Raw genomic sequence first — 13,570 nt, 5'->3', positions numbered from 1 at the left:
AAGCTCGCTCCACATTTTGAAATATATTCCAAATGTGGAGCGAGCTTGCTCGCGAAGAGGGCGTCAGAGTCGACGATGATCTAAGGCAATGTCTGCGCATCCGGCAACACCTGCTCCCGCACACACGCCCCACGCAAATGCTTTTCAAACTGCTCGATGATCGCCGCCCAGCCCTGGCGACTGGCATGCTGCCGCGCATTCAGACGCACACAGCGCAAGCGCTCATCCTCTTCCAATAACCACGCCGCGGCATCGCAGAACGCTTCTTCATCACCCGGCATCGCCAGCACGCCGTTGTAGCCGTGGCGAATGTGCTGCGCCGCTGCAGCCTGATCGTACGCCACCACTCCCAAGCCGCAGGCCAATGCCTCAAGCACCACGTTGCCGAAGGTTTCGGTCATGCTCGGAAACAGAAAAATATCGCCGGACGCATAGTGCGCCGCCAGTGCTTCGCCACGCTGTGAACCACAGAAGATCGCCTCGGGCAGCTCCTTTTCCAGCGCCACACGTTGCGGCCCGTCGCCCACCACGATCAGCTTCAGGTTGCGCTGTGGATAAGTCCGGCAGAGTTTGTCGAAGCATCGCTTGAGCAGCCCCAGATTTTTCTCCGGTGCCAGACGTCCTACGTGAATCACCGCGATGTCCTGCTCACTCAGGCCCCATTGCTCACGCAGTCCGTTCAATCGCTTGGCCGGGTGGAATAACTGGCTGTCCACGCCTCGGGAGAGCAGGGCGAGACGGTCGAAATGCCTGCGCTCCAGTTCCAGACGCTGGCTGACACTGGGCACAAGGGTCATCGCCGAGCGATTGTGAAACCAGCGCAGATAATGGGTCAGCAAGCGCGTCAGCAAACTCAGCCCGTACTGGTTGGTGTATTGCTGGAAATTGGTGTGAAAGCCGCTGACCACCGAGATCCCCAATCGCCGCGCCGCGCGCAATGCCGACAAACCGAGCGGCCCTTCAGTGGCGATGTACAGCACATCCGGGCGATGACGCTTCCAGCGCCGCAGCAGCTTGTGCATCGACGACTGACCCCATTGCAGTCCGGGATAACCCGGCAACGGCCAGCCCCGGCACAACAGCAAGGCATCGTCCTCGACGCGCTGCGGATCGCCGGCCTGGCGCGGCCGCACCAGTTCCACCTGATGCCCACGCGCGCGCAAGCCATCGCACAGGCGGCCAAGGGTATTGGCCACCCCGTTGATTTCCGGTGGGAAGGTTTCGCTGATCAGGGTGATATGCAGAGCTGTCGTCATGACCTCAGTGTCGACTGAGGCCATGTCGTGTCTGTGACGTTCGGATGATGGATTTGTGACTGGCTGTTTGGGAGCGACCTAGCGCTGCGTGACGAGGTTCTCCGCCCCGCGCTCACGCACCCAGAATAACGTCGCCCCGGCCACCGCGGCCGGCATCATCAGGATATTGACCACCGGAATCAGCAGCGCCAGATAGACGATGCCGCCAAAACTCATGCTCTGCCAGCGCTTCTGGCGCAGCCAGGCGAGCATCTCGTTCCAGCCCAGTTTGTGGTTGTCTGCCGGGTAGTCGATGTACTGGATCGCCATCATCCACACGCCGAACAGCAGCCACAGCGGCGCGGCGACGATGTTCACCACCGGGATGAACGAGAGGATGAACAGGCCGATCGCGCGGGGCAGAAAGTAGCCGAGTTTGCGCATTTCCCGGGCGAGGGTGCGCGGGATCATCGCAATCAGTTCGCCCCAGCTGAAGGCCGGGAAATCATCGGTGCCGCGTACCACCACTTCGACTTTTTCCGCGAGGAAGCCGTTGAACGGTGCGGCGATGACGTTGGCGAGCATGGTGAAGGTGAAAAACACCATCAACGCCACCAGCACCACGAACAGCGGCCAGAGAATGTAGCTGAGGAAACTCAGCCAGTCGGGCAGCGACGGCATCAGGCTGTCGACCCACAGGCTGAACTGGTGGCCGGCCAGATAGATCAATCCGACGAACAGCACCAGGTTGATCGCCAGCGGCAGCAGCACGAACAGGCGCAGGCCAGGGCTGAGAACCAGTTTGAGGCCTTCGCGCAGGTATTGCGGGCCGGACAGAACAGGGGCGGGCATAAGGTGCTCCGAGCAAGGGAAAACGCGCCGACCTTACCGACTTTGCAACAGGTGCGATAGCGCGGCAGAGCGATCGACATTCACTGTAACAAAGACGTCGATCTGGTCGGAGTCTGCGTATAGAGACCACCTATGAGCTGGATTGTTATTCCGTATTTCCTTAATCTTGCCCCCCTCGATACGCTGCACCCAACTTTTTACAGGACTGTCGAGCTCATGCCTTCCCCAAGGTTATCCACAGTCCTTTTTTATTCCCGCCGGCAGTCCGGCGTTCCGCGCCAGTCTTTCGGCCCGGTCAACAGGAGCAGGTCATGTCTGAAGTCCGTCATTCGCGAGTGATTATTCTCGGTTCCGGCCCTGCCGGTTACAGCGCTGCGGTCTACGCCGCCCGTGCCAACCTCAAGCCACTGCTGATCACCGGCATGCAGGCTGGCGGTCAACTGACCACCACCACCGAAGTCGACAACTGGCCGGGCGACGTACACGGCCTGACCGGCCCGGCGCTGATGGAGCGGATGCGCGAGCACGCCGAGCGTTTTGAAACCGAGATCGTTTTCGATCACATCAATGCCGTGGACTTCGCCGCCAAGCCATACACCCTGACCGGCGACAGCGCGACTTACACCTGCGACGCGCTGATCATCGCCACCGGTGCCAGCGCTCGCTACCTGGGCTTGCCGTCGGAAGAAGCGTTCATGGGCAAAGGCGTTTCGGCCTGCGCGACCTGCGACGGTTTCTTCTACCGCAACAAGCCAGTGGCTGTGGTCGGTGGCGGCAACACCGCGGTTGAAGAAGCACTGTACCTGGCCAACATCGCAAGCACCGTGACCCTGATCCACCGTCGCGAAACCTTCCGCGCCGAGAAGATCCTGATCGACAAGCTCAATGCCCGCGTGGCCGAAGGCAAGATCATTCTGAAGTTGAACGCCAACCTCGACGAAGTGCTGGGCGACAACATGGGCGTGACCGGCGCGCGCCTGAAGAACAACGACGGCAGCTTCGACGAAATCAAGGTCGACGGCGTGTTCATCGCCATCGGCCACACCCCGAACACGTCGCTGTTCGAAGGCCAGTTGACCCTCAAAGACGGTTATCTGGTGGTGCAGGGCGGTCGTGACGGCAACGCCACTGCGACCAGCGTCGAAGGTATCTTCGCTGCCGGTGACGTGGCCGACCACGTTTACCGTCAGGCCATCACCTCGGCCGGCGCCGGCTGCATGGCGGCACTGGACACCGAGCGTTACCTGGACGGTCTGCAGAACGCTTCGTTCTAAATCGCAGACACAAAAAAACCGGCTTCGGCCGGTTTTTTTGTGCCCACAGTTTCTGTCACAACGCCATTTCATTGTAGGAGTGAGCCTGCTCGCGATAGCGATTTATCAGTTAACTCATGTGTTGAATGCAAGATCGCTATCGCGAGCAGGCTCACTCCTACAGGGTGGGCGGTGTTGAATCAGCGGCGGGTCAGCGGCTGTGCTTCGAACTTCACACCGGCCAGCTCGTGCTTGATCAGCGCGCGGATATTGCCGTGGTCGCTGCCTTCAGGCGTTGCCAGCACCGAACGGTAATGCTCGCCGAATGCCAGCAGCGCTTCTTCATCGCTCAGACCTTCCAGCAGTGCCAGACCCAAGGTCTTGCACGAACCTTCATTCTGCCCGGCGGCGTTTTCCACACCACCGTTGTTGAACGCCTGAGGCTGGTAGTCGTAACCGGCGGCGATGAAGGCCAGGGTGTCGGCAAAAACGTGTTCGCCGCTCTTGAGGCTGGCGCGCAGGGTGTTCAGATCACTCATTGGGTTTTCCTTTGGCGAACGCCGCCTGTTGTTCGGCGCTGGCTTCTTGCTGGTATTGGGCTTTCCACTCTGCGTACGGCATGCCGTAAACCACTTCGCGCGCGTCGTCGAGGCTGACCTCGATCTGACGGTCATCGGCGGCGGCCTTGTACCACTTGGACAGGCAGTTGCGGCAGAACCCGGCGAGGTTCATCAGATCGATGTTCTGTACGTCCTTGCGGCTGTCCAGGTGGGCGACCAGCCGGCGGAAGGCGGCGGCTTCGAGTTCGAGGCGTTGTTGCTCGGTCATGGGAGTCTCTGCGAGACAGCTTCAAGCGACGAGCTTCAAGCTGCAAGATGGGTGGCGTTGATGCGAAGTTTACAGCGTGCCGCTTGAAGCTTGAAGCTAGCGGCTCGCTGCAAGCGTAATTGACACCGATTCGGCAAACCGCAGCGCATGCGGCTTGTCGACTTCGACTTCGGCGTACAGCACCGCGGCATGGGTCATCACCAGATCCAGCAATTCCTGAGTCAGGCGTTCGAGCAGCGCAAACCGGTTGCCCTCGACGTGGGCGATGATCGCCTTGGTGATGGTGCGGTAGTTCAGCGCGTGATCGATGTCGTTGTCGCGCACCGCTTCCTGCGCTGCGTACAGGATTGTGAGATTGATCAGCACATCCTGCTTGTTGAGGATCTCGTCCTCGTTGATCCCGATAAAGGTGCGCAGGCGCAGATCCTTGACCCGGATGCGCGCCATTCCCGGTTGAAGTTGTGACATTTACTTGCTCCGTCCAATCAATTGCAGGAACTCCTGACGGGTGTTGCTCGAGTCGCGAAAGGCGCCGAGCATGACCGAGGTGTTCATGGTCGAATTCTGTTTCTCGACACCGCGCATCATCATGCACATGTGCCGGGCTTCGATGACCACCGCGACGCCGGCGGCATCGGTGACCTGTTGCACCGCATCGGCAATCTGCCGGGTGAGGTTTTCCTGAATCTGCAGGCGCCGGGCGAACATGTCCACCAACCGCGCGATCTTCGACAGCCCCAGCACCTTGCCTGTCGGAATATAAGCCACATGGGCCTTGCCGATGAAGGGCAGCAGGTGATGTTCGCACAACGAGTACAACTCGATATCGGCGACGATGATCATCTCGTCGCTGTCAGAGGCAAACAGCGCGCCATTGACGATCTGATCCACACTCTGTTCATAGCCGTGACACAGGTATTGCATGGCCTTGGCCGCGCGCACCGGGGTGTCGAGCAGGCCTTCGCGGTCGGGGTCTTCACCGAGGCCGATGAGGATCTCGCGGTAATTCTCGGGCAGGGTACGGCTCATGGGAGATCCTCGCGCAGCAGCTTATTTGACGTGCCGTCCGCCATTGACGGTCAGGGTCGTGCCGGTGACATAGGGGTTGTCGAGCAGATAGCGCAGGCTCTGGTAGATCACTTCGCTGCCGGGCTCGATGCCCAGCGCGGATTTGGCCAGCGCCTTGGCACGGTACGCCGCGTCGTCGTCGGGATTGAACAATAGCAGGGCCGGCGCGATGCCGTTGACCTTGATCGCCGGTGCATAACGCGCGGCGAACGACAGGGTCAGGCTGTCGAGCCCGGCCTTGCTGGCGCAATAACCGATGTGCTTGCTGCTGCCCTTGCGCGTGACGTCGTCGCTGATGTGGATGATGTCGGCCGGCGTCGAGCGCTTGAGCAGGTCGGCGCAGTGCAGGTTGATCAGATACGGCGCGAGCATGTGCACGTTGAGCATGCGCGAGAAGGCTTCGGCTTCGTTGCCCGGGGTTTCCGCCAGCCATTCGGAGGCGTTGTGGACGATGGCGCGCAGGCTGTCAGTATGGGTTTTCAGTTCTTCGATGAAGACGAGGATGGCGGCTTCACTGGAGAAGTCCGCGAACACCCCGATCGCGCCTAGATCCCGCAGGGCTTGCACGCCGGGACGTTCGCTGCGGTAGGTGAAGATGACCTGATGGCCGTCCTCAAGCAAACGCTGCGCGCAATGCAGACCGACACGCTGGCCGGCACCGGTGATGAGGATCGGGGCGGAGGAATTGGTCATGTACGGCTCGGGTCGCGGCTGGAGCAAAAACTATAACAGCGACATGAGCCATGCACCTATCGTCGGCGTTACCAATACCTGTGGGAGCGAGCCTGCTCGCGAAAGCGGTGTCTCAGTCGACATCAATGTTGAATGTCAGTCCGTATTCGCGAGCAGGCTCGCTCCCACACAAAGATTAGCGATTCTGCGTAGAGGGTGTTGCAGGCAAAGGTCGCGCCGGTACAGCGTTCAACCAGTTGGCCAGCAACCGCGTCGACAGCGGAATGAAGAAGTACACCATCAGCGGCGTCAGGCATGCGGTGCTGATCAACACCCGCGGCAGCAGGCTCATCTCGCCGAGCAGCGGGCCGAGGACAAAGTTGAACAGCAGCGATACCGGGAAGAACGCCAGCCAGATCGCCACGGCCTGTTTCCAGCGCGGAGGCCGCTGACCAGCCGCGGCGAACCAGCCTTCGATGCCGCTGACTCGATGCTCTGTGGGGTGCGCAAACAGATCGCTGCCCCGGGCCAACCAAGCGGTACGCGAGGCCGAGTGTTCCCAGGCGTGCAGGGTCTGCTCGTCAACGAAGCGGAAAATGATCTGGAATTCGTTGTCACCGGGTGGCGGAGCGAGCACGCCGGAACCCAGGTAACCGGGAAAGTCTGTGGCCAGTTGTTCGCCTTCGCGCAGCCAGGCAATCAGGTCATGATAGCGGCCGTCGGCGACGCGACGCGCAACCATCAGCGTGACGGGGGAAGTAGACATTGTGTATCTCCATATTTCGATTGCGTCGCTCCGGGTAGGAGATTTCGCATGGCGCAGGCCGGGGTAGGGGCCTGCACTTTTCAGCAAGCAAGGATTATTCCCGATTTTGATGACAGTTTCAGAGACTTTCGTCTCTGTTCATTGGGTTGAACCGATAGAGGGCATCGGATGTAGAATGGGATCCAAATTTACCGAGCGGACACACCAGCACCATGGCTGTTATCACGGACGCTAACCCTGCCCCGCAGGCCTCTGTCGCGCTAGAGCGCGAGGAGTTGTTCCCTATTCGGGAGGTGTCGCGACTGACCGGCGTCAACCCGGTTACGCTGCGTGCATGGGAGCGCCGCTACGGTTTGATCCAGCCGACGCGCACCGAAAGCGGGCACCGGTTGTATTCGATGACCGAAATCGAGCGTGTGCGCAGCATCGTCGACTGGATCGATCGCGGCGTGGCCGTGAGCAAGGTCGGCAAGATCCTCGCCAAGACCGAGCCATTGAAGGCCCTGGCGCATATCATCCCCGATGATCTGGTTCAGACCGATTACGCGCAGTGGCGGCAGCAGGTGCAAGTTGCAGTCAGTGCGTTCGATGACCGCGCGCTGGATCAGGTCTACAACCAGATTTTCTCTTCATACTCGCTGCCGGTGGTGTTTCAGGACATCCTCATGCCGTTGTGGCTGCAGATGTTGCAGCGCCAGGACGCCTTCGGTCAGACCAGCGAGTGGCTGTTTTTCGACGGGTTCCTGCGGGCTCGGGTGCTGCAGCGCATTGTTGCGCTGCGCGGCGTGCAACCGCGCAAGGTGATTGTCAGTGCGCTCGCCGGTCAGTGTCGTGAACTCGAGCTACTGGTCGCCGCGTTGTTTCTCAGCGGCAATGACGCCGGGGTGCGGGTGCTGACCACCGGTCAGCCATTCGATGAGTTGGCGCTGGTGTGCGAGCGGATCAAGCCGCAGGCGCTGGTGCTGTTTTCCAACCACGCCCCGACAGCCGATTTGCCGCGACGGTTGAACCGTCTGGCATTGAGTCTGGATTGTCAGGTCATGCTCGCCGGTGATACTGCTGATCTGGCACAGGACAACCTGGCCGGATCGTCGATCGGTTGTCTGGGCAATGAAGGGGCGACGATGCGTCAGCGCATGACGCAGTTTCTCGCGGGGACGCTGGATACCTGAATATCAGGTGTGCAGGGCGGGGTGGGTCAGACGGTGTTGCTGCAGAATGAACTGGCGCAGGCGTTCGGTTTCATCGGCATCGGTCTGGCTCAGCTCATAGGCGTAGAAGCCGTGCTCGGTTTCGCGCTCGAAATTGCCGCGCAGGGAAATCCGCTCATAACCTGACGGGCTGAACCACAGGGCGAAATGCTTGGGTGGTTTGGTCTTGTTGCGCATCTCCAGCAGCACGCCCTTGTGCGACACCTCGTGTACCCACATCATGCCCGGCTGGCCCTTGGCATTTTCCAGCGCTACCGGCTCTTCGAGGGTCAGGCGCCATGGGCGAACCATCGGCCCGTCTTCGTAAATGCTCGGTACGCCCAGACGCAGGTGCAAGGCGTGGAATTCGTCTTCCACCAGGTGCAGCGGAAAGGTCATCTGCTGATTTTCGAAGTTGGCCTGGATGGTCACTTGCTCTTGAGCCGCCAGGCGCGTGAGCAGGTCGCGGATCTGCGAACCACCATTGACCAGCAGGCTCGACGTCGCATCCCGCACATTGAGCTGCGGGTTGTGCTGCATGGTCTGGATGAAATCCAGCTCATCCTGGGTCAGGAGGGCGTCGCGTTGCATGGCCTGGCTCGAAAGAAATAGTTACAAAGTCATTGGTGATTGTAGTTAATGACACTTAGTTCGCTGTTTTGTTTGCGCCGTTCGTCGCTTTCAACGCTGCAAGCTCCGCTTGTAATGCCGCAACCTCGGCCTCCAGCTGAATGACGCGCTGCTGCGCCTTGACCTGAACGGTGACATCCTTCTGCACACCGACGAAGTAGGTCTGACCGTCATCGGCATTTTTTACCGTCGAAAGCGACAGTTCGTTCCAGAACGGTGTGCCGTCCTTGCGGTAGTTGCGCAGGATCTCCCGGCACGAACCACCCTCGCGCAACACTCCGCGAATCCGCTCCAGACTTGCCTGATCACGGTCTCCGGCCTGCAGAAAGCGGCAGTCCTGATAGAGAATCTCTTCGCTGCTGTAACCGGTCAGGCGTTCGAAGGCCGGGTTCACATAGATCAGGATGTTGTCCTGCTCACCTTCTTTCTCAGCCACCACGATTCCGTCGTTCGACGCGTTGATCACCATTTGCAGCAGACTGGCATTGATCATCTGTGAATCCTTTCAGCATTGTCGATGGCTCGCATTCTAGAAGATCAGCCGGCGCTGTCTATAGGCCATCAGCGTCTGTTGAGAGCCAGTCGCAACATCTCTGTCGGGACTGCTACTATCGCCGCTCTTTTTTTTCAGCTTCAGGATCAGATTGATGAAAGTCGCCATCCTCTCCGGCTCGGTTTACGGCACGGCCGAAGAAGTCGCCCGTCACGCGCAGAACCTGCTGAAAGGCGCCGGTTTTGAAACCTTCTACAACTCGCGCGCCAGCCTTGCGGACATTCAGGCGTTTGGCCCTGAAGCGATTCTCGCGGTGACCTCGACCACCGGCATGGGCGAATTGCCGGATAACCTGCAGCCGCTGTATTTCAGCCTTCGCGATCAACTGCCAATGGCCTGGCGCGGTTTGCCGGGCGCGGTGATTGGTTTGGGCGATGCCAGTTACGGCGATACGTTCTGCGGCGGCGGCGAGCTGATGCGTGAGTTGTTCGCCGAGCTGGGCGTGCGCGAAGTGCAGGAGATGCTGCGTCTGGACGCCAGCGAAAGCGTGACCCCGGAAACCGACGCCGAGCCATGGCTGGCGCAACTGATCGCCACGCTCAAGGGCTGATCGCGCGCTCGCGCAGCAAGGCCAGCCAGGCCTGCGCAGCTTTCGACAGATAGGCACCCCGACGCCAGATGAACGCGATGTCCCAACGCAAGTAATCCGGCGCGCGCAGGGTCAGGCGTACCACGCCCGGGCGCTCCAGTGCCCGGGCGACCACACTGGGCAGCAGCACCACGCCTTGCCCGGCGGCCACCAGTGCCACGAGAAAATCCGCCTGGCCACTGCGCCCGCCTTCTTTCGGGGTAAAGCCCAGTTGCTGGCAGGCCTGCAGTAGACGGTCATTGAGCACAAAGCTGCGCTGATACAGCAGGAACGGCGTGTCGGCCAATTCCTCAAGACCAATCTCGCCGTGTGCTGCCAACGGATGATCCACCGGCAGCAGCGCATCGAGCTTTTCATCGCAGAAAGGCTGGAAGTCGAACTGCGGATCTTTCGGCAGCAGGCTGCCGCCCAACTCCAGTTCACCGCTGAGCACCGCCTGCTCGACATTGCGACTGCCGCCCTCAAGCAATTGAATGCTGATGTTCGGATAGCGCCGCCGATACTCGGCAAACAGCCCGGCGAACAGTGCATCGCTTCCCAGCAGCGGCAGGCCGAGGCGCAGTTCACCGCGAGCCAGTTGGCTCAAATCATCCAGTTCGCTGAGCAACTCATTGCGCAAACGCAACATGCCTTCGGCGCGCTGCAGCACCACGCTGCCCGCGGCGGTCAGGCGCAGTTGCGAGCCGAGGCGTTCAAGCAATGGCGTGCCGAGGCTCTGCTCCAGTTGCGCGACTTGCTTGCTCACGGCCGACTGGCTGATGTGCAGGGTTTTCGCCGCCTGGGTGAAGCCGCCCTGATGCATGACTTCGACAAAACTGCGCAGCTGTTTGAATTCCATCATCCGATTCCATTGTGGAATAGGACTGAGTCTAACAATTCGCTTCTGGGATGGCAGGCCGCTTCGTAAAATAAGCCCCTGTAAGGAGCCCATCATGAACGCCGCATCCCTCAAATATCTTTCCCGTCTATTCGCAGAACTGGCCGTGCTGCTCGGTCTCTACCTGCTCGGCTGCCAGATCGCCGCGTGGCTGGCCTGGCCGATTCCCGGCGGCGTCATCGGCATGGCTTTGTTGCTGCTGGCGTTCGCGTTTGGCTGGGTCAAACCGGCGGCGCTGCAACTGGGTGCCGGGTTGCTGATGGCCGAGATGCTGTTGTTCTTTATCCCGGCACTGATGAGTCTGCTCGACTACGGCGCACTGCTGCGCAATGACGGCTGGCGGATTCTGCTGGTGATCGGCGCCAGTACCCTGATGGTGATGCTCGTGACCGCATTCACCGTCGAGTTGGCCGTGCGCCTGAGGCGGTCCCATGAAGCTTGAATGGATGCCGATGTTCTGGCTCGCTTTCACCCTGCTGGCTTATCTGTTCAGTCGCTGGATTTATCGGCGTACCGGACGTTATCTGCTGTCGCCGCTGATTCTGGTGCCGGCGCTGCTGCTGGCCCTCGCCGTGCCGCTGCACACCGCCTACGCCGAATATTCCAGCAACACCCACTGGTTGATGCTGGTACTCGGCCCGGTGACGGTCGCTTTCGCGGTGCCGATCTGGCAGCAGCGGCGATTGCTCATGCAGCATTGGTCCGCGTTGCTGCTGGGTATGTTCGCCGGTAGTGCCGCGTCGATCGCCACCTCGTTCGGTCTGGCCAGGGCACTGGCGCTCGACAGCTCGGTGACCATGTCACTGGTGCCACGTTCGATCACCACGCCGTTCGCCATGCCACTGGCGCAGGATCTTGGTGGTGTGCCGGAACTGACTGCCGTGTTCGTCATGTTCACTGGCGTGTTCGGCGCGATGCTCGGTGGCGTGTTGCTCAAGTGGCTGCCACTGCGCAGTGCCCTGGCGCGCGGTGCGTTGTTCGGGGTTGGCGCGCACGGCGCAGGCGTCAGTCGGGCGCATGAAGTGGGCGGTGAAGAAGGCTCGGTGGCGGGGCTGGTGATGGTGCTGACCGGGTTGCTCAATCTGTTCGCCGCGCCTTTGTTGGCGTCGTTGCTTTGACATGGATCCAAGGTGTTTGCATGGCTGACCCGCTCAGTCATCAAGCTGGCTGGCAATGCAACTCCGCGATCCTCTGCGCCTGACTAGACTGCTGACACGTGCAGAACAATAAGAACGCAGAGGTGCATACAGTGAGCGTAGCCCCCGTCCAGTCGTCCCTTGATGTCAAAGACCAGGTCAGTGCCGCGGAATGGCAGACTCGGGTCGATCTTGCCGCCTGCTATCGGCTGGTGGCGTTGCATGGCTGGGACGACCTGATCTTCACCCACATCTCGGCCAAGGTCCCCGGCACCGAAGACTTCCTGATCAACCCGTTCGGGTTGATGTTCCATGAGATCACCGCGTCGAGCCTGGTCAAAGTCGATCAGGCCGGCAACAAGCTCATGGACAGTCCCTACGAAATCAATCCCGCCGGTTACACCATCCACAGCGCCGTGCACGAAGTGCGGCACGATGTGGTTTGTGTGCTGCACACCCACACCGCATCCGGTGTCGCGGTGTCGGCGCAAAAGCAGGGCGTGTTGCCGATCAGTCAGCAGTCGCTGTTCGTGCTGTCGAGCCTGGCTTATCACGCCTATGAAGGCGTGGCGCTGAATCATGAAGAGAAGGCCCGTTTGCAGGCCGATCTGGGCGAGAACAATTTCCTGATGCTGCACAACCACGGTCTGCTGACCTGTGGCAGCACCATCGCCGACACCTTTCTGATGATGTTCACCTTCCAGCGCGCCTGCGATATTCAGGTCATGGCGCAAACCGGAGGTGCTGAACTGATCGCCATCGAACCGCAGATCCTCGCGGGCGCCAAAGCGATGATCGCCGGCGTGACCAAAAGTGCTCAAGGCATGGGCGGCGCGCTGGCCTGGCCGGCGCTGCTGCGCAAACTCGATAAACAAGACCCCGGATATAAACTCTGATGCCTCTTGCCGAGATTCCTCTGTGTGTCTGGCGCAAACGCAGCCGGACGTTTGTCTTCCGCGGCCAGTCGATCCGCTACTGGACGGCAGGGCAGGGTGAGCCGCTGTTGCTGATCCACGGTTTTCCGACGGCCAGTTGGGATTGGCACTATCTGTGGCAACCACTGGCCCAGCGTTATCGAGTGATCGCCTGTGACATGCTCGGTTTCGGGGATTCGGCCAAACCGTTGCATCACCGCTACAGCCTGCTGGAACAGGCCGACCTGCAACAGGCGCTGCTGGCGCATCTTCAGATCGAGCAAGCGGTGCATGTGCTGGCTCACGATTACGGTGACAGCGTTGCCCAGGAACTGCTCGCCCGGCATTACGAAAACCGGATCGAGGTGGCCAGTTGTGTCTTTCTCAATGGCGGACTGTTCCCGGAAACCCATCGCCCGGTGCTGATGCAAAAGCTGTTGCTCAGCCCGCTGGGCTGGATGATCGGGCGGGCGTTCAGCCGTGACGCGTTGGTGAAAAGTTTCCGGCAGATCTTTGGTCCGCAGACCGGCCCCAGCGAAAGTGAGCTGGATGATTTCTGGAGTCTGATCGAGACCCATCGCGGCCCACGCATCCTGCACAAACTGATCAGCTACATCCCCGAGCGCCGTGTGCAGCGCGACCGTTGGGTGGCGGCCATGCAGCGTGATGAAATCCCGCTGCGAGTGATCGATGGCGAAGTCGACCCGATCTCCGGTGCGCACATGGTCCAGCGTTATCGTGAGCTGATTGCCGATGCCGACACCGTGTTGTTGCCGGGCATCGGTCATTACCCACAAATTGAAGCGCCGGTGCAGGTGCTCAAGCATTACCTGGCGTTTCGTCAGCGTCTGGAGTTGCCGCCGCGCAAGGTGGCGTGCTCCTGAAAGATCAAAAGATCGCAGCCTGCGGCAGCTCCTGCACAAATTAATGTAGGAGATGCCGAAGGCTGCGATCTTTTGATCTTTTAATTTTGCTGTTCATCATCCCCCAGCCTTATCGCCCACCAT

The 13,570-nt window shown here is 60.3% G+C and carries 18 protein-coding genes; 7 read left to right on the top strand and 11 right to left on the bottom strand.

All coding sequences use genetic code 11. From position 1 onward, the window contains the following. Nucleotides 1-80: 80 nt before the first annotated feature. Both PMI25_RS20795 and cysZ read right to left on the bottom strand, forming a co-directional pair. The gene (locus tag PMI25_RS20795) at nucleotides 81-1,280 is read right to left on the bottom strand and encodes a glycosyltransferase family 4 protein (RefSeq protein ID WP_007968035.1); all 1,200 of its coding nucleotides are present in this window, start codon (nucleotides 1,278-1,280) and stop codon (nucleotides 81-83) included. 54 nt (nucleotides 1,281-1,334) lie between these two features. Further along, entirely contained in the window at nucleotides 1,335-2,087 is a 753-nt protein-coding gene (gene cysZ / locus PMI25_RS20790; protein ID WP_007968036.1) for a sulfate transporter CysZ, read from the bottom strand. A gap of 311 nt (nucleotides 2,088-2,398) precedes the next feature. On the opposite strand from cysZ, the gene trxB reads away from it, so the two are divergent. Beyond that, nucleotides 2,399-3,361: a thioredoxin-disulfide reductase gene (gene trxB, locus PMI25_RS20785; protein WP_003221727.1), complete on the top strand. Its 963-nt coding sequence runs from the start codon at nucleotides 2,399-2,401 to the stop codon at nucleotides 3,359-3,361. A 179-nt stretch (nucleotides 3,362-3,540) separates the two neighbouring features. Here the strand turns inward: trxB and PMI25_RS20780 are convergent, their stop codons facing one another. The 6 genes from PMI25_RS20780 to PMI25_RS20755 form a co-directional block, all read right to left on the bottom strand. After that, nucleotides 3,541-3,879 carry a HopJ type III effector protein gene (locus PMI25_RS20780; RefSeq protein ID WP_007968037.1) on the bottom strand — a complete coding sequence of 113 codons (339 nt, stop codon included), beginning with the start codon at nucleotides 3,877-3,879 and terminating at the stop codon, nucleotides 3,541-3,543. Next, on the bottom strand, nucleotides 3,872-4,168 hold the full coding sequence (locus PMI25_RS20775) for a DUF1244 domain-containing protein (RefSeq protein WP_007968038.1): 297 nt from the start codon (nucleotides 4,166-4,168) through the stop codon (nucleotides 3,872-3,874). Before PMI25_RS20775 ends, PMI25_RS20780 begins: the two co-directional genes overlap by 8 nt. Before the next feature lie 96 nt (nucleotides 4,169-4,264). Beyond that, nucleotides 4,265-4,636, bottom strand: coding sequence for a dihydroneopterin triphosphate 2'-epimerase (gene folX / locus PMI25_RS20770; protein ID WP_007968040.1), 372 nt, complete (start codon nucleotides 4,634-4,636; stop codon nucleotides 4,265-4,267). Further along, nucleotides 4,637-5,197, bottom strand: coding sequence for a GTP cyclohydrolase I FolE (gene folE / locus PMI25_RS20765; protein ID WP_007968043.1), 561 nt, complete (start codon nucleotides 5,195-5,197; stop codon nucleotides 4,637-4,639). A gap of 21 nt (nucleotides 5,198-5,218) precedes the next feature. Further along, nucleotides 5,219-5,929: a dihydromonapterin reductase gene (folM, locus tag PMI25_RS20760; protein WP_007968044.1), complete on the bottom strand. Its 711-nt coding sequence runs from the start codon at nucleotides 5,927-5,929 to the stop codon at nucleotides 5,219-5,221. 175 nt (nucleotides 5,930-6,104) lie between these two features. Next, a complete protein-coding gene (locus tag PMI25_RS20755) occupies nucleotides 6,105-6,674 on the bottom strand; it encodes an antibiotic biosynthesis monooxygenase (protein WP_007968045.1) in 570 nt (189 codons plus the stop codon). A gap of 212 nt (nucleotides 6,675-6,886) precedes the next feature. Between PMI25_RS20755 and PMI25_RS20750 the strand changes: the two genes are divergently transcribed. Beyond that, nucleotides 6,887-7,846 (top strand): MerR family transcriptional regulator, encoded by a 960-nt coding sequence (locus tag PMI25_RS20750; RefSeq protein ID WP_007968046.1) that lies wholly within the window; start codon nucleotides 6,887-6,889, stop codon nucleotides 7,844-7,846. Between the two features lie 3 nt (nucleotides 7,847-7,849). Here the strand turns inward: PMI25_RS20750 and PMI25_RS20745 are convergent, their stop codons facing one another. Next, the gene (locus PMI25_RS20745; RefSeq protein WP_007968048.1) at nucleotides 7,850-8,455 is read right to left on the bottom strand and encodes a hypothetical protein; all 606 of its coding nucleotides are present in this window, start codon (nucleotides 8,453-8,455) and stop codon (nucleotides 7,850-7,852) included. A gap of 55 nt (nucleotides 8,456-8,510) precedes the next feature. Further along, nucleotides 8,511-8,987 (bottom strand): PAS domain-containing protein, encoded by a 477-nt coding sequence (locus PMI25_RS20740; protein WP_007968050.1) that lies wholly within the window; start codon nucleotides 8,985-8,987, stop codon nucleotides 8,511-8,513. A gap of 154 nt (nucleotides 8,988-9,141) precedes the next feature. On the opposite strand from PMI25_RS20740, the gene PMI25_RS20735 reads away from it, so the two are divergent. Further along, complete coding sequence (locus PMI25_RS20735) at nucleotides 9,142-9,597, top strand: flavodoxin (protein ID WP_007968053.1); 456 nt, start codon at nucleotides 9,142-9,144, stop codon at nucleotides 9,595-9,597. Here PMI25_RS20735 and PMI25_RS20730 read toward each other — a convergent pair. Next, nucleotides 9,587-10,474 carry a LysR family transcriptional regulator gene (locus PMI25_RS20730; protein ID WP_007968056.1) on the bottom strand — a complete coding sequence of 296 codons (888 nt, stop codon included), beginning with the start codon at nucleotides 10,472-10,474 and terminating at the stop codon, nucleotides 9,587-9,589. The genes PMI25_RS20735 and PMI25_RS20730 overlap by 11 nt on opposite strands. A 94-nt stretch (nucleotides 10,475-10,568) precedes the next feature. Between PMI25_RS20730 and PMI25_RS20725 the strand changes: the two genes are divergently transcribed. The 4 genes from PMI25_RS20725 to PMI25_RS20710 all read left to right on the top strand — a co-directional run bounded on the left by PMI25_RS20725 (nucleotide 10,569) and on the right by PMI25_RS20710 (nucleotide 13,447). Then, nucleotides 10,569-10,955: a CidA/LrgA family protein gene (locus PMI25_RS20725; protein WP_007968058.1), complete on the top strand. Its 387-nt coding sequence runs from the start codon at nucleotides 10,569-10,571 to the stop codon at nucleotides 10,953-10,955. Further along, nucleotides 10,945-11,631: an LrgB family protein gene (locus PMI25_RS20720; protein ID WP_007968060.1), complete on the top strand. Its 687-nt coding sequence runs from the start codon at nucleotides 10,945-10,947 to the stop codon at nucleotides 11,629-11,631. Before PMI25_RS20725 ends, PMI25_RS20720 begins: the two co-directional genes overlap by 11 nt. 131 nt (nucleotides 11,632-11,762) lie before the next feature. Continuing rightward, nucleotides 11,763-12,545, top strand: a complete 783-nt coding sequence (locus tag PMI25_RS20715; RefSeq protein ID WP_007968062.1) for a class II aldolase/adducin family protein — start codon at nucleotides 11,763-11,765, stop codon at nucleotides 12,543-12,545. Next, complete coding sequence (locus PMI25_RS20710) at nucleotides 12,545-13,447, top strand: alpha/beta fold hydrolase (protein WP_007968064.1); 903 nt, start codon at nucleotides 12,545-12,547, stop codon at nucleotides 13,445-13,447. The genes PMI25_RS20715 and PMI25_RS20710 overlap by 1 nt, the downstream gene beginning before the upstream one ends. Nucleotides 13,448-13,570 lie beyond the last annotated feature (123 nt).

The sequence above is a fragment of the Pseudomonas sp. GM30 genome, from assembly GCF_000282275.2.
Lineage (GTDB): Bacteria > Pseudomonadota > Gammaproteobacteria > Pseudomonadales > Pseudomonadaceae > Aquipseudomonas.
Note: the sequence above shows the minus strand (reverse complement) of the source record. Positions and strands in the feature narration are given on the sequence as shown.

Bases quoted from the DNA above. Each gene is read 5' to 3' on its own strand.
- PMI25_RS20795 (WP_007968035.1), bottom strand. From the start codon at position 1,280: ATGGCCTCAGTCGACACTGAGGTCATGACGACAGCTCTGCATATCACC.
- cysZ (WP_007968036.1), bottom strand. From the start codon at position 2,087: ATGCCCGCCCCTGTTCTGTCCGGCCCGCAATACCTGCGCGAAGGCCTC.
- trxB (WP_003221727.1), top strand. From the start codon at position 2,399: ATGTCTGAAGTCCGTCATTCGCGAGTGATTATTCTCGGTTCCGGCCCT.
- PMI25_RS20780 (WP_007968037.1), bottom strand. From the start codon at position 3,879: ATGAGTGATCTGAACACCCTGCGCGCCAGCCTCAAGAGCGGCGAACAC.
- PMI25_RS20775 (WP_007968038.1), bottom strand. From the start codon at position 4,168: ATGACCGAGCAACAACGCCTCGAACTCGAAGCCGCCGCCTTCCGCCGG.
- folX (WP_007968040.1), bottom strand. From the start codon at position 4,636: ATGTCACAACTTCAACCGGGAATGGCGCGCATCCGGGTCAAGGATCTG.
- folE (WP_007968043.1), bottom strand. From the start codon at position 5,197: ATGAGCCGTACCCTGCCCGAGAATTACCGCGAGATCCTCATCGGCCTC.
- folM (WP_007968044.1), bottom strand. From the start codon at position 5,929: ATGACCAATTCCTCCGCCCCGATCCTCATCACCGGTGCCGGCCAGCGT.
- PMI25_RS20755 (WP_007968045.1), bottom strand. From the start codon at position 6,674: ATGTCTACTTCCCCCGTCACGCTGATGGTTGCGCGTCGCGTCGCCGAC.
- PMI25_RS20750 (WP_007968046.1), top strand. From the start codon at position 6,887: ATGGCTGTTATCACGGACGCTAACCCTGCCCCGCAGGCCTCTGTCGCG.
- PMI25_RS20745 (WP_007968048.1), bottom strand. From the start codon at position 8,455: ATGCAACGCGACGCCCTCCTGACCCAGGATGAGCTGGATTTCATCCAG.
- PMI25_RS20740 (WP_007968050.1), bottom strand. From the start codon at position 8,987: ATGATCAATGCCAGTCTGCTGCAAATGGTGATCAACGCGTCGAACGAC.
- PMI25_RS20735 (WP_007968053.1), top strand. From the start codon at position 9,142: ATGAAAGTCGCCATCCTCTCCGGCTCGGTTTACGGCACGGCCGAAGAA.
- PMI25_RS20730 (WP_007968056.1), bottom strand. From the start codon at position 10,474: ATGGAATTCAAACAGCTGCGCAGTTTTGTCGAAGTCATGCATCAGGGC.
- PMI25_RS20725 (WP_007968058.1), top strand. From the start codon at position 10,569: ATGAACGCCGCATCCCTCAAATATCTTTCCCGTCTATTCGCAGAACTG.
- PMI25_RS20720 (WP_007968060.1), top strand. From the start codon at position 10,945: ATGAAGCTTGAATGGATGCCGATGTTCTGGCTCGCTTTCACCCTGCTG.
- PMI25_RS20710 (WP_007968064.1), top strand. From the start codon at position 12,545: ATGCCTCTTGCCGAGATTCCTCTGTGTGTCTGGCGCAAACGCAGCCGG.